The organism is Dactylosporangium sp. CA-139114 (assembly GCF_050955725.1).
GTDB lineage: Bacteria > Actinomycetota > Actinomycetes > Mycobacteriales > Micromonosporaceae > Dactylosporangium.
Genome location: NZ_CP192080.1, coordinates 1,332,385 through 1,346,390 on the forward strand (window position 1 = coordinate 1,332,385; position 14,006 = coordinate 1,346,390).

Sequence of the window (14,006 nt, forward strand, 5' to 3'; positions counted from 1 at the left end):
GCGTCTCACCTTCGTGCGGCCCGCAGCGCCTCTACCACGATCTCCTGCTGGTCGGGCGTGATCTGCGGGAACAACGGCAGGGTCAGGATCTCCACGGCCGCCTGCTCCGCGTGCGGGAAACTGCCCTTGGCATGGCCCAGGCCGGCGAAGGCCGGCGTGAGGTGGATCGGGTAGGGGTAGTGGATGCCGGCGCCGATCCCGGCGGCGTTGAGCCGGGCCAGGACCTCGTCGCGGCGGGTGGAGGAGCCGTCCGGGCTCGCCTCCCGGACCACGTAAAGGTGCCACACGTGCTCGTTGCCGTCCAGCGTGACCGGACGGGTCACGTCGAGGCCCTCGAGCAGCTCGTCGTAGCGAGCGGCGGCGGCCCGGCGCGCGGCGTTCCAGCCCGCGAGGCGGGTCAGCTTGGCCCGCAGGACCACCGCCTGCAGCGCGTCCAGGCGGCTGTTGAAGCCGACGACGTCGTGGACATACTTGGTCAGGCCGCCGTGGCTGCTGATCGTGCGCACCGAGACGGCCAGGGCCTCGTCGGCGGTGACGACCGCCCCGGCGTCGCCGTAGGCGCCGAGGTTCTTGCCCGGGTAGAAGCTCGTCGCGGCGATGCCCTCGGCGCCGGCCCCGGCCCCGAACCGGGTCGCGCCCTGGCACTGGGCCGCGTCCTCGACGATGACGACGTCGGTCCCGGCCAGGCCGGCCCGCAGCCGCTCGACCGGGGCGAGCTGGCCGTAGAGGTGCACGGGGACGATCGCCCGGGTCTTGGGCCCGACCGCGGCCAGCGCCGCGTCCACGTCGATGAGGTAGGTCCGCGGGTCGCAGTCCACGAGCACCACGCGGGCGTTGATCCGGGCCACCGCCTCGGCCGTGGCGATGAAGGTGTTCGCCGGCAGGATGACCTCGTCGCCGGGCCCGACCCCGGCCGCCCGCAGCGCGAGCTCGAGGGCGTCCGTGCCGTTGGCGACCCCGACGCAGTGCGCGACGCCGCTGAACTCCGCGTATTCGCGCTCGAAGGCCGTGACCTCGGCGCCCCCGATGAACGCGGTGTTCTCCAGGATGCGCTTGAAGCCGAGGGCGACGTCTTCGGCGACCTCGGCGTGGGCCGCCTTCAGGTCGACAAGGGGGATCATGAAGCGGAACTCCCAACGAGCTTGGAGAGGATGCCGACGATGTGGTCCTGGTCGGCCTCGGTGAGCTTGTGGTGCAGCGGCAGGATGAGCGAGTCGCGGGTCAACCGCTCGGTGTTCGGCAGGCCGTCGGCCGGCGGGGCGTCCTGGTAGGCCGGCTCCAGGTGGGAGGCCATGATGCCGCGCCGCGCGGAGACCCCCGCCGCCGCGAGCTCGGACAGCACCCGGTCGCGGCCGACGCCGAACTCCGGCGAGAGCAGGACCCAGAACGACTGGAAGTTGGTCTCGCCGTAGGCCGGATCGCGCACCGTCCACAGCCCCTCGACGTCCGCGAGCAGCTCCTGGTAGCGCGCCGCGAGCCGGCGGCGCTGGGCCACCAGCCCGGCGAGCCGGCCCAGCTGCACCAGACCCACCGCGGCCTGGATGTCGGTCATCCGGAAGTTCCAGCCGGTCTCGAGGTAGGCCTCGAGGATCGGCTGGGCGCTCGCGTGCCGGTCCGCGGCGGAGACGTTCATGCCGTGCTCGCGCAGCCGCCGCAGCCGGACCGCGCGGTCGGCGTCGTCGAGGGTGAGCATGCCGCCCTCGCCGGTCGTGATGACCTTGCGCGGATGGAACGACCACGCCGAGATCAGCGAGCCGGCCCCGACCGGCGCCCCGTAGGCGGTCGAGCCCGCGGCGCAGGCCGCGTCCTCGACCAGCGGGACGCCCCACCCGGCCGCGGCCTGGCGCACCGCGCGCACGTCGAACGGGACGCCGCCCTGGTGCACCGCGATGATGGCGGCCGTACGCCCGGTGCGCACCCGGTCCAGCGTCTCCACGGTCACGTTGCCGGTCTGCAGGTCCACGTCGGCGAAGACCGGCGTGGCCCCCACGTAGCGGACCGCGTTCGCGGTGGCGATGAAGGAGAACGACGGCACGATCACCTCGTCGCCCGGGCCGACGCCGAGCGCGATGAGCGACAGGTGCAGGGCGGTGGTGCAGGAGCTGACCGCGACGCCCTGGCCGGCCCCGACCAGCGCGCTGAACGACCGCTCGAACTCGGCCACGCGCGGGCCCTGCGCGACCCATCCGCTGCGCACGGCGTCGGCGGCGGCCTGGGCCTCCTCCTCGCCCAGCATCGGGATCATCACCGGGATGGTGGCGCTCATGCGCTCGCCCCGGCCGCCGGCTGGCCGGCGATGCGCTCGGCCCGCCACCACTCGACGAGGCCCTGCAGGCCCTCGTGCATGGTGAGCTCGGTGCGGAACCCGAGCTTCCGCTCGGCGTGCGAGGTGTCGGCCAGGCGCCGCGTGACGCTGTTGACGGTGCGGGCCGGCCCGTGCTCGGGGCTCAGGTCCGACTTCATCACGGCCCCCAGCGCGGCGGCCAGCTCCTTGAGGCTGGTCTCCTCGCCGCTGGCGATGTTGAACACGTCGTCGGTCACGTCGGCCTCGGCGGCGAGAATGTTCGCCCGCGCGATGTCGGCGACGTGCACGAAGTCCATCGTCTGCAGCCCGTCGCCGAGGATCAGCGGGGGCGTGCCCGACTCGATGCGCTCCATCCACCGGATGAGGACCTCGGTGTACACCCCGTGCACGTCCATGCGCGGGCCGTACACGTTGAAGTAGCGCAGTGCGACGTAGTCCAGCCCGTACATCGCGTGGAAGCTGCGCAGCATGCCCTCGTTGAAGGCCTTGGCCGCGCCGTAGAACGTGTCGTTGTTGTACGGGTGGTGGCGCTCGGTGGTCGGGAACTGCTCGGCGAGCCCGTACACCGACGCCGACGACGACGCGACGACCTTGCGCACGCCGGCCGCCTGGGCCGCCTCGAGCACGTTGAAGGTGCCGTCCACGAGCACCTCGTTGGCCAGCCGGGGCTCGCTGGCGCACTGGGTGATCCGGATGGCCGCGAGGTGGAAGACGAGGTCGATGCCCTGGCTGAGCTCGTGCACCAGCGCGGCGTCGCGGATGTCGCCCTCGACCACGCGGACCGGGCCGTTGGCGATCGCCCAGGCCAGGTTGGCCATCCGGCCCCGCACCAGGTTGTCCAGGACCACGATCTCGGCCGCCCCGCCCTGCACGAGCAGGTCGACCACGTGGGAGCCGATGGTGCCGGCGCCCCCGGTCACCAGGACGCGCGCTCCGCGAATCGGCACAGACGCATTGCCCATCAGTCTTCACCCTCCAGGGGGACAGCCACTCCGCCGTCGGCGAGGCTACGCGACGCGGCCTCCAGGATCTCCAGGACCCGCAGCCCCGCACGACCGTCGGTGAGCGACGGCACACCGGTGCGGATGGCGGACGCGAACGCCGTGACCATCTGCCCGAGCGCCTCCTTCTCGGTCAGCGCGGGGGCGAGCATGTCGCCGGAGCGGTACGAGATCTGCATCTCCCGGCGCTGGTCCGGGGCCAGCTCGTCCGGCGCGGCGACCTCGACGCCCCGGTCGTAGATGGCGATGCGCTGGGTCGGGCTGAGGTCGTCCCACACCAGCGTCCGCTTCGAGCCGCCGACGATGGTCGTGCGCACCTTGATCGGCGAGAGCCAGTTGACGTGCACGTGCGCGATGGCGCCGGTGTTGAGCTGCAGCGTGAGGTAGGCGACGCAGGCGCGTCCGGCGCCGATCGGGTCCGCGCCGTGCGCGCTGACCGAGACCGGGCGCACGCCGTCGGGCAGCACGAAGTCCAGGATCGACAGGTCGTGCGGGGCGAGGTCCCACAGCACGTCGATGTCGCGCTGCACCAGGCCGAGGTTGATCCGTACGGAATCCAGGTAGTGCAGCTCGCCCAGCTCACCGCTCTGGACGGCCTCGCGGATCCGGGTCACCGCCGGGGTGTAGCAGTAGGTGTGGTCGCACATCAGGGCGAGGCCGCGGTCGTCGGCCTCGGCCACCAGCCGGCGCCCCTGGGCGGCCGTGGCCGCCAGCGGCTTCTCGACGAGCACGTGCTTGCCCGCCCGCAGCGCGGCGAGCGCCACGTCCACGTGCGTGCCCGCCGGGGTGGCGATGGCGACGGCCTGCACGGCCGGGTCGGCGAGCACCGTGGACAGGTCGTTCGTGGCCTCGACCGTGGAGTAACCGCCCAGCACCCGCCGGGCGCGCGTCACGTCCAGGTCGCACAGCGCTCGCAATCGGAAGGACGGCGATGCCATGAAGTTGCGCACGAGATTCGGCCCCCAGTAGCCGGCCCCCACGACGGCAACGCCGATCGGCTCAGAGTCGGCCTGGACGTTTGTTGAATTCACACATACTCGATTCGGTCAACCCGACATAGGCCGAGAGGTGGACGATTTCCGGCACAACGTGTTGAGCACGACGCGCACGCGGCACGGGCAAGCTACCGCTACAGTCAAGCAATGGCGCGGCACTGACGGAAATCTGGCACAGTGATCCTTATTCCGGCAACAGCCTGAGCAGCCATCTCTCGTCGTAAATAGAGATGATCGTGGCCGTGATGGTCATGGATTCCGGCCGGTCGGCCGAGTCGCGCGCGCCGCTAAGGGCCCGGCCGGCACCCCGCCGGGATGTCGGCCCGTGAATGGACACGGATTGAAAGTCGCATACACTGCGACGAACTTGGAACTGGGGTAGCCGCGGCTTGATTGCCATCCTTAGGGGGACATGGCCAATGGTGCACTCGAATCAGGGCAGACGACTGGGTCGCAAGGGATTGATTTTGATCGCTGCATCCGGGGTGCTGCTCCTCGCGGGGGCCGGGCTGTGGGCGGTGACCAGCCGGGCCAGCTCCGTGCCGAAGTGCGCACCGGGCCAGAGCGCGGCCGAGTGCCGGGCGCTCACCGGCGGCTCGGGATCGGCCGGCGGGGACTCGTCGGAGCAGCTGGGAGACGGGGCCGACCCGGGCAAGGCGGGGATCGGCAGCGCCAAGCCGTCCGGCAGCGCCGCCCCCGGCGCGTCCTCGGCCGGCGGGAGCGGGGCCGGCGGCAGCACCGGCAGCGGCAAGTATCCGGCCCGCTACTCGGTCGGCGCGCCGGGCGTCGGCAAGTACAAGCAGTCCGACGCGAAGCTCCCGGTGCCCTCCGGTTACCAGGAAGTGGCCGCGAGTGACAGCCAGAGCAAGGCGTACAACCTGTACACCTGCGGGAACGTCACCCTCGATCACAAATACATCCACGGATTCATTTACATCGGCACGGACTGTCACGGCACCGTCAACATCACGAACTCGATTATCGCGCCGCCGCCGGGTTCGAATCAGCGCGCGATTCTCGTGAACGCCAACGGTTCGGGCAAACTGACGCTGAACATATCCAACACCACCATCCGCCCGGAGCCGGTCGGTCTGGGACAGAAGAGCGGGTCGCTCAACGACCACGCGATCAATGACTGCGGGACGTGCACCATCCACCTGAACCGGGTCGACGTGGCCAATACCGGTGGTATGTGCCTGTGCGGCCAGAATGTCACGATCGAGAACAGCTGGTTGCACGACAACTACATCGCCAACCTGACCGACCCGTCGGCGGCGCACACCGGGGGCGTGTTCCCCTACGGCGGCACCGGCCCGCTGACGATCAAGAACAGCCGGCTGGAGCCGGGCGTCAACGCCTACACCGGCCAGGAGATCCCGAACTACTGGCAGGCCATCACCGCGGTGCTGTTCACCCAGAGCTCCGGCGGCTCGACACTGACCAACTACAGCGTCACCGACAGCTTCATCTCGCTCGGCGCCTACGGGTTCTACGCCCAGGACGGCCAGAACCTGCGCGTCCGCGGCAACGTCTTCGGCCCGACGCACTGGGGCCGCACCGGCCCCTGCTCCGGTGGCTGCCGGGTGACCTACTCGGAGTGGGCCGACAATGTGGCCGGCTCCATCGACGGAACGCCGACGGGCGAGCAGGTGCAGAAGCCGTCCTGATCCGTGTGATCACCACAACACCTGGTCGCGAGTCGGATTTGAGACTGCCTCGCGTGATTTTCTGCTCTTCGGTCCGACGCTTTCCAGGCCGGTGGCCCGGTATTGTTGCGCACCGGTCGCTGGTCATCGGCCGGTGAAGCCTCGCGATTTCCACGCATTTGCATATAAAGCTGGGGAGGAACGCCCTATGGTGTCGACGGCATCCCCGCCGGCCCGGACGGCACTGCGCCCGACCGCGCCGGCCGCCGGCGACGAACGGCTGACCGGACGGCTCGGCGAGCCCGAGGACCACCGGCTCTACCGCCGGATGCGCTTCATCCGCCGGTTCGAGGAGACCCTGCTGGCCCTGTTCGAGGAGGGCGTGCTCAACGGCACCACGCACGCCTGCATCGGCCAGGAGGCCGACGCGGTCGCCGTGATGGAGCACCTCGGCGACGTGGACCACGTGTTCAGCAACCACCGCTGCCACGGCCACTACCTCGCCCGCACCGGCGACGCGCTCGGCCTGCTCGCGGAGATCATGGGCAAGGAGGCGGGCGTGTGCCGCGGCAAGGGCGGCAGCCAGCACATCTGCGCGCCCGGGTTCAAGTCCAACGGCGTGCAGGGCGGCATCGTCCCCGCGGCCGCGGGCATCGCGATGGCCGGCCAGCTCGACGGCTCCGGCATGGTGAGCGTGGTGTTCATCGGCGACGGCACCCTCGGTGAGGGCGCCGTGTACGAGACCATGAACATGGCCTCGCTGTGGCGCCTGCCGCTGCTGGTGGTGTGCGAGGACAACCGGTGGGCCCAGAGCACCCCGGTCGAGGCCAACCTCGCCGGCGGCATGGCCGCCCGGTTCGAGGCGTTCGACGTGCCGGTCCGCGAGATCGACAGCACGGACGTGCTCGAGCTCAGCGAGGCCGCCCGCGCCGAGCTCGACGCGGTCCGGGCCGGCGGCGGCCCCCGTGTGCTGCTCATCCACACCTACCGGCTGTGCCACCACTCGAAGAGCGACGACGAGCGCCCCGCCGAGGAGATCGCCGCGCACTGGCTGGTGGAGCCGCTGGTCGTGCACGGCCGCCGGCTCGCCGACGCCGACCGGCGCGCGATCGACGACGAGGTGGAGCTGGCCCTGGCCGAGGTGGTCGCGACGGCGAGGAACCTGCCGTGATCTTCGCGAAGGAACTGGGCGACGCGCTGCGCGGGTGCCTGACCGACGACCCGCGCGTGGTCGTGCTCGGCGAGGACATCGCCGACCCGTACGGCGGGGCGTTCAAGGTGACCCGCGGCCTGTCGACGGACTTCCCGGCCCGGGTCCGGACCACCCCGATCAGCGAGGGGGCCGTCGCCGGGATCTCGGCCGGGCTCGCGCTGGCGGGCTACCGGCCGATCGCCGAGATCATGTTCGGCGACTTCCTGACGCTGGTCTTCGACCAGGTGGTCAACCACATCGTGAAGTACCAGGCCATGTACGCCGAGCAGGCGACGTGCCCCGTCGTCATCCGGGCGCCCTCGGGCGGGCACCGCGGCTACGGGCCCACGCACAGCCAGAGCCTCGAGAAGCACTTCCTCGGCGTGCCGCATCTGCGCGTCGTCGCGGCCTCGCTGTACCACGACCCGAAGGCCGTCTTCGCGGACTTCCTGGGTCAGGACAGCCCGGTGCTCTACATCGAGCACAAGCTGCTCTACCCGCAGCACCTCGCGCTGCCCAGCGGCGGCGCGGTGGGTGACCTGATCGCCTCCCACGACGCCGGCCCCGGCGCCCTGCCGACCGTCCGGCTCTCCGCGGTGCCGCGCGAGGACTGCACGATGACCGTGCTCGCCTACGGCTACCAGGCGCTGCTCGCCGCCCGCGTGATCGAGCGCCTGGCCGTCGAGGAGGAGATCTTCGCCGAGCTGCTGGTGCCGGCCCAGATCGCCCCGATGGACTGGGCGCCGGTGGAGCGGTCGGTGCGCGCCACCGGGCAGCTCATCACCGTCGAGGAGGGGGTGAGCGGCTGGTCCTGGGGGACCGAGGCCGCCGCCGTCGTCTCCGAGCGGCTCTTCGGCGAGCTGCGCCGCCCGGTCCGGGTCGTCGCCAGCGATCCGACGATCATTCCGTCGTCGAAGTCGCAGGAAAGCCGGATGCTCGTCGGCGAACACCAGATCGAAGCGGCCATCCGCGCCGCCGCATGACGCCTTTTTTGTGCTTTTGAGGAGACAGCGCGTGAAGCCGGTCCTGGTTCCGACCAACGACGTCAACAGCGAGCACGGCATCGTCGTGAACTGGTTCGTCGACGACCGCGGCAAGGTGGAGGCCGGCGCCCTGCTCGTGGAGGTCGAGACCAGCAAGGCGGTGCTGGAGGTGTACGCCCCCGAGCCGGGCGTCGTGCTGCACCTCGTGCGCCAGGGCACCGAGGTGCCGCTGACGGAGCCGGTGGCGATGCTCTTCGACAGCCTGTCCGACCTCACGGCCTACTCCGACCGGCTCGCCGCCGAGGCCGAGGCCCGCGCGGCGGCGCCCGGGGCGGCCCGGGCCACCGTCAAGGCGGTCCAGCGGGCGCAGGAGCTCGGCGTCGACCTGTCCACATTCGACGGTTCGCGCCTGATCACGGTGAAGGACGTCGAGGCGGCCGCGGGCGCGTCACAGGCCGAGCCGGCCACCGTCGACTACTCGGCGATGCCGGCGGCGCTGGCGACGGAGCCGGGCGTCGCCCGGATTCTGCTCATCGGCGGCGCGCTGGGCGCGACGCAGGTCATCGACATCTTCAGCCAGGTGCCGACCCAGCAGGCGGTGGCGATCGTGGACGACGACCCCGGCCGCTGGGGCACCGACGTGCACGGGGTGCCGATCGTCGGGGGCAGCGACCGGCTGGCCGCGCTGTTCGCCGAGGGCGTCTTCGAGGCGGCCGTGATCGCGATCGGCTCGTCGGTGGACACCCGCGCCCGGTTCCGCAACATCTGCGCCGAGGCGGGGATTCCGCTGGCGAACGCGATCGACCCGACCGCGAAGATCGCCACCGACGTCGTCATCGGCCAGGGCAACATCATCTGCGCGTTCTGCCACCTCGGCACCGGCGTGCGGATGGGGGACAACAACTTCCTGTCCGCGTACAACTCCTTCGACCACCACAGCGTCATCGGCTCCGACAACGCGACCGGTCCGAGCTGCGTGTCGTCGGGCAAGGTGACCGTGCGTGACCGGGTCCGGCTCGGCACCGGCATTTTCCTGGAGCCCGGGGTGGTGCTCGGTGACGGCGTCCAGGTAGCGTCCGGTGCGGTGATCGTGACCTCGGTGCCGGCGAATCACGCGGTCAAGACCAAGGTCGTCACCACCACCGTCGTCCCGCGCCGTTCCTGATCGGAAACGGCGTCGGTTCGGCACCGTGCGCAGCCGGGCCCGGCCCGGCCGCCGCCCGCGGTGCCGGGCCGACCACGCCGAACGCGCCCGAGCGGCCGTTCGGTGCAACATCCGCGCGGAAAGGCCCGATTCGGCCCGAACGTCGGAGGACACCAGGCCGTCCGGCTGCTTCCGTGTGACCTTGTTGTCAGAAAACTTGACAGCAAGTTACATGCTCTAATGCGATAAATTCTTGCCTGTCAGCTAGGGGAACGTACGCTGCCGAACGAGTTTGGGGCGCTGCGGAGCTGACGTCGTTTCGGGGTTTCAGGAATAGGGCGAAGACATGAAGTCTCGGTTCATAACCGGCTTAGCCGCGGTTGCGGTCGTTGCTGTAGTGGCATGCGTACCGTCCGCATCCAGCGCGGCCGTTTCGGACCCGTGCGGAGCGGGGTCCAATCCGATCGTCTGCGAGAACTCCAAGACGGGCACGCCGGTCAACGACTGGTATTCCGAGAACTCCTGGGGTGACATTCAGGGCTTCACGACCAAGTCGAGCTACCAGCCGGGCGAGACGGTCTCGGTGAAGGTGGACTCGCCGAGCTCCGCGTTCCGGATCTCGTTCTACCGCCTCGGCTACTACGGCGGCCTCGGCGCCCGCAAGATGCCGACGTCGCCGACGGCGACGTATCCGATCAAGGCCCAGGACGAGTGCAACCACGACGCCACCGGCCTGGTCGACTGCGGCAACTGGACCACGAACGTCACCTGGCAGATCCCCTCGGACGCCGTCTCCGGCGTCTATCTCGTGATGATGGACCAGCTCGACAACAACGGGTTCATGCCCTACCCGTTCGTCGTGGGCAACGCGTCCAGCCACTCCGACATCCTGGTCCAGACCTCGGACCAGACCTGGCAGGCCTACAACGACTGGGGCGGCCAGAACCTCTACCAGGGCGGCGGCCCGGCCCTCGACGGCCGCGCCTACAAGGTCAGCTACAACCGGCCGATGCGCATCGCCGGTGACAACGGCGTCTTCTCCTCCGAGTTCCCGATGATCCAGTTCCTGGAGCGCAACGGGTACGACGTGAGCTACGCCGCCTCGGTGGACGTGACCAACAGCGCCTCGCTGCTGCTCAACCACAAGGTCTTCATGTCCTCCGGGCACGACGAGTACTGGAACCAGGGCCAGTGGGACCACGTGACCGCGGCCCGCTCGGCCGGCGTCAACCTCGCGTTCTTCAGCGGTAACGAGGTGTTCTGGCGCACCCGCTTCGAGCCGTCCATCTCCACCGGCACGGCCCCGGACCGGACGCTGGTCTGCTACAAGTCGACCAAGCTGAGCCAGAACCCGCCGAACGGCACCGCCGACCCGAGCGGCCAGTGGACCGGCACCTGGGTCGACACCGACGGCGCGGGCAAGGGCGGCAACACCAACCCGAACCAGCTCACCGGCACGCAGTTCATGGTCAACGGCTACCGGCACGACGCGATCACGGTCCCGGCCGCCTACAAGGACATGCGGCTGTGGCGCGGCATCAGCTCGATCAACAACCTGCAGCCCGGCCAGTCCGCCACGCTCACGGCCGGTTCCCTCGGCTACGAGTGGGACGTCGACGTCGAGAACGCCACCCGCCCGGCGGGCGCCGTCGCCTTCTCCTCGACGACCGTGAACATCAGCGACAGCACGCTGCTGCTCGACCCGGACCACGGCAACAACTACGGCAACGGCGTGGCGACGCACAGCCTGATCGCCTACCGCGACCAGACCTCCAAGGCCCTGGTGTTCGGGGCCGGCACGGTGCAGTGGTCGTGGGGCCTGAGCTCCTTCCACTCGGGCCAGGCCAGCACCGAGGACCCGCGGATGCAGCAGGCGACGATCAACATCCTCGCCGACATGAGCGCGCAGCCGCTGACCCTGATGGCGGGGCTCACCCAGGCCGCCAAGTCCTCCGACACGACCGGCCCGACGGTGACCATCACGTCGCCCACCGCCGGTAGCTCGGTGCCGCTGCTGAGCCCGGTCACCGTCACCGGCACGGCCGTCGACGTCGGCGGCGGCAAGGTCGGCCGCGTCGAGATCTCCGTCGACGGCGGCACCACCTGGAAGCCGGCCAACGGTCTGGGCACCTGGAGCTACACCTGGACCCCGGCGGCGCAGGGCGCGGCCAGCATCAAGGTGCGGGCCTCCGACGACAGCCTGAACATCGGGGCCGTCGCGACCCAGTCGGTGACCGTCGGCTCCCAGCAGTGCCCGTGCACCGCGTTCACGGCCTCGACCGTGCCGACGAACGCCGACTCCCAGGACGGCTCGCCGAACGAGCTCGGCGTCAAGTTCCGGGTGCCGACCGCGAGCTCGGTGAAGGGCGTCAAGTTCTACAAGGCCGCCAACAACACCGGCACGCACGTGGGCAAGCTCTGGAACTCCAGCGGGCAGCTGCTGGCGTCGGGCACCTTCACCGGCGAGAGCGCCTCGGGCTGGCAGACGCTGCAGTTCGCCAACCCGGTGCCGATCGCAGCCAACACCACGTACATCGCGTCGTACTACACGCCGACCGGGCACTACTCCTACGACAGCGCCTACTTCGCGACCAAGGGCGCGGGCCCGACCGCGGTGCAGCTGCTCAAGTCCGGCGTGGACGGCTCCAACGGCGTCTACAAGTACGGCACCGGCGGCGGCTTCCCGAACCTCAGCTGGAACGACACCAACTACTGGGTCGACGTCATCGTCGACTCGGCCGGGGCCAGCCAGAACCCGCCGACGGTGACGGCGCACACGCCGGCCACCTCCGGCACCGACGTCGGGCTGAACACGGCGGTGACGGCGACGTTCAGCCAGGACATCGACCCGACCTCGCTGCAGTTCACCCTCAGCGCTCCGGGTGGCGCGACGGTCCCGGCCGCGGTCAGCTACAACAACACCACGCGCGTGGCGACGTTGCAGCCGAACAGCGTCCTGGCCCCGTCCACCGCGTACCAGGCCTCGGTGAAGGCCTCGGACGCCTGGGGCACCGCGATGGCCAGCCCCACCGTGTGGTCGTTCACCACGGGCTCCAGCTCCGCGATCGCCTGCCCGTGCTCGATCTGGTCCAACTCGGCGGTGCCGGCCAACCCGAGCGCCAGCGAGGCCAACTCGCTGGAGCTGGGCATGCGCTTCACCTCGGCGGTGGACGGCAAGGTCACCGGCGTCCGGTTCTACAAGAGCGTCGACAACACCGGCACCCACACCGGGACGCTCTGGTCGAACACCGGGCAGCAGCTGGCGACGGGCACCTTCACCGGCGAGACGGCGTCCGGGTGGCAGACCCTGACGTTCGCCACCCCGGTGTCGATCACCGCCAACACGCCGTACGTCGTCTCGTACCACACGACGGTCGGGCACTACGCGTACAACGCCGGGTTCTTCACCGACCCGCTGGTGTCCTACCCGCTGACCGCGGTCGCCGACACGGCGACGGGCCACAACGGCCTGTTCCTGCTCAGCAACAGCGTCGCCTTCCCGACATCGACCTGGAACTCCAACAATTACTGGGTCGATGTGATCTTCACGACGCCGTGAGACGATGAAATGGCCCGCACCCGGGTTCGGGTGCGGGCCATTCTCTTGCAACCAGTTCTCTTGCAACCAGTCAAACGCCGCGCGGCATACTGTTCCGCGCGACATTGGGCCGGCCGGGCCCGGAGGGTGGCAGATGAGTTCGGTCAGTGTGGTCATTCCGTGCTACAAATACGGCCATTACCTCGCCGATTGCGTCAGTAGCATCGTCGACACCAACCCCGGATTGGACATCCGGGTCCTGATCATCGACGACGCCTCGCCGGACGACTCGGCCGAGAAGGCGCACGCGATCGCGGCGGCCGACCCGCGGGTCGAGGTCCGGGTCCACGAGCAGAACAAGCGGCACACGGCCACCTACAACGAGGGCCTGATGGAGTGGGCCGACGGTGACTACTGCGTGCTGCTGTCCGCCGACGACCTGCTGACCCCGGGCGCGCTCACCCGGGCCGTGGCCCTGCTCGACGCGAACCCGAACGTCGGCTTCGTCTACGGGCACCCGGTGCACTTCCAGCACCCCGGCCCGCCCCCGCCGGCCCGGACCGAGGACCGCGGCACCAGCGTGTGGCCGGGGCACTGGTGGCTGGAGCGGCGGTTCCGCGAGGCCACCGGCTGCATCACCTCGCCCGAGGTCGTGGTCCGCACCTCGCTGCAGCACAAGGTCGGCGGCTACGACGTCAACCTGCCCCACGCCGGCGACATCGAGATGTGGATGCGGCTGGCCGCCCACGCCGACGTCGGCTACGTGCGGGCCGACCAGGCCTACTACCGCCTCCATGGCGACAACATGTCCCTGACCGACTACGCCGGGGCGGTCAACGACCTGCGGCAGCGCAAGGCCGCCTACGAGGCGGTGCTGGCCCGCTGCGGGGACCTGCTGCCCAACGCGGCGGAGCTCGACGCCATGGTGCACCGCCGGCTGGCCCGCTTCGCGCTGCGCCGGGTCGTGCGCGCCTACGACCGCGGCCGCACCGCCGAGGTCCCGCTGGACGAGCTCATGGCGTTCGCGGCGGACTGCTGGCCGGAGTACCGCAGCCTGCCGGAGTACCGGGGCCTGCGGGTCCGCCGCCAGATCGGCCCGACGGCGATGCCGTACCTGCAGCCGCTGGTGCTGTCCGCCGTCGCGCACAAGGGCCGCGAGTGGCTGTGGTGGCAGTCCTGGAAGCGACGCGGCATCTGAGCAC

The 14,006-nt window shown here is 70.3% G+C and carries 10 protein-coding genes; 6 read left to right on the top strand and 4 right to left on the bottom strand.

What is annotated here, in order from left to right:
* Positions 1 to 5: 5 nt before the first annotated feature.
* Genes ACQP2P_RS06035 through ACQP2P_RS06050 form a run of 4 tightly spaced genes read right to left on the bottom strand, consistent with a single transcriptional unit; the run spans position 6 to position 4,337 of the window.
* Positions 6 to 1,121 (bottom strand): DegT/DnrJ/EryC1/StrS family aminotransferase, encoded by a 1,116-nt coding sequence (locus ACQP2P_RS06035; RefSeq protein WP_433613943.1) that lies wholly within the window; start codon positions 1,119 to 1,121, stop codon positions 6 to 8.
* Complete coding sequence (locus ACQP2P_RS06040) at positions 1,118 to 2,266, bottom strand: DegT/DnrJ/EryC1/StrS family aminotransferase (protein WP_433613944.1); 1,149 nt, start codon at positions 2,264 to 2,266, stop codon at positions 1,118 to 1,120. The genes ACQP2P_RS06035 and ACQP2P_RS06040 overlap by 4 nt, the downstream gene beginning before the upstream one ends.
* A complete protein-coding gene (locus tag ACQP2P_RS06045; RefSeq protein ID WP_433613945.1) occupies positions 2,263 to 3,267 on the bottom strand; it encodes an NAD-dependent epimerase/dehydratase family protein in 1,005 nt (334 codons plus the stop codon). The genes ACQP2P_RS06040 and ACQP2P_RS06045 overlap by 4 nt, the downstream gene beginning before the upstream one ends.
* Positions 3,267 to 4,337 (bottom strand): Gfo/Idh/MocA family protein, encoded by a 1,071-nt coding sequence (locus ACQP2P_RS06050; protein ID WP_433613946.1) that lies wholly within the window; start codon positions 4,335 to 4,337, stop codon positions 3,267 to 3,269. The genes ACQP2P_RS06045 and ACQP2P_RS06050 overlap by 1 nt, the downstream gene beginning before the upstream one ends.
* A 353-nt stretch (positions 4,338 to 4,690) precedes the next feature.
* Here ACQP2P_RS06050 and ACQP2P_RS06055 point away from each other — a divergent pair, with 353 nt between their 5' ends.
* The 6 genes from ACQP2P_RS06055 to ACQP2P_RS06080 all read left to right on the top strand — a co-directional run bounded on the left by ACQP2P_RS06055 (position 4,691) and on the right by ACQP2P_RS06080 (position 14,002).
* Positions 4,691 to 5,968, top strand: coding sequence for a hypothetical protein (locus ACQP2P_RS06055; protein ID WP_433613947.1), 1,278 nt, complete (start codon positions 4,691 to 4,693; stop codon positions 5,966 to 5,968).
* Positions 5,969 to 6,155: 187 nt separating this feature from the next.
* Positions 6,156 to 7,118 (top strand): thiamine pyrophosphate-dependent dehydrogenase E1 component subunit alpha, encoded by a 963-nt coding sequence (locus tag ACQP2P_RS06060; protein WP_433613948.1) that lies wholly within the window; start codon positions 6,156 to 6,158, stop codon positions 7,116 to 7,118.
* Complete coding sequence (locus ACQP2P_RS06065; protein ID WP_433613949.1) at positions 7,115 to 8,122, top strand: alpha-ketoacid dehydrogenase subunit beta; 1,008 nt, start codon at positions 7,115 to 7,117, stop codon at positions 8,120 to 8,122. Before ACQP2P_RS06060 ends, ACQP2P_RS06065 begins: the two co-directional genes overlap by 4 nt.
* Positions 8,123 to 8,153: 31 nt before the next feature.
* Positions 8,154 to 9,287 carry a biotin/lipoyl-containing protein gene (locus tag ACQP2P_RS06070; protein ID WP_433613950.1) on the top strand — a complete coding sequence of 378 codons (1,134 nt, stop codon included), beginning with the start codon at positions 8,154 to 8,156 and terminating at the stop codon, positions 9,285 to 9,287.
* A 376-nt stretch (positions 9,288 to 9,663) separates the two neighbouring features.
* Complete coding sequence (locus ACQP2P_RS06075; protein WP_433613951.1) at positions 9,664 to 12,825, top strand: DUF4082 domain-containing protein; 3,162 nt, start codon at positions 9,664 to 9,666, stop codon at positions 12,823 to 12,825.
* A gap of 133 nt (positions 12,826 to 12,958) precedes the next feature.
* Positions 12,959 to 14,002 carry a glycosyltransferase family 2 protein gene (locus ACQP2P_RS06080; RefSeq protein ID WP_433083984.1) on the top strand — a complete coding sequence of 348 codons (1,044 nt, stop codon included), beginning with the start codon at positions 12,959 to 12,961 and terminating at the stop codon, positions 14,000 to 14,002.
* Positions 14,003 to 14,006: the final 4 nt, after the last annotated feature.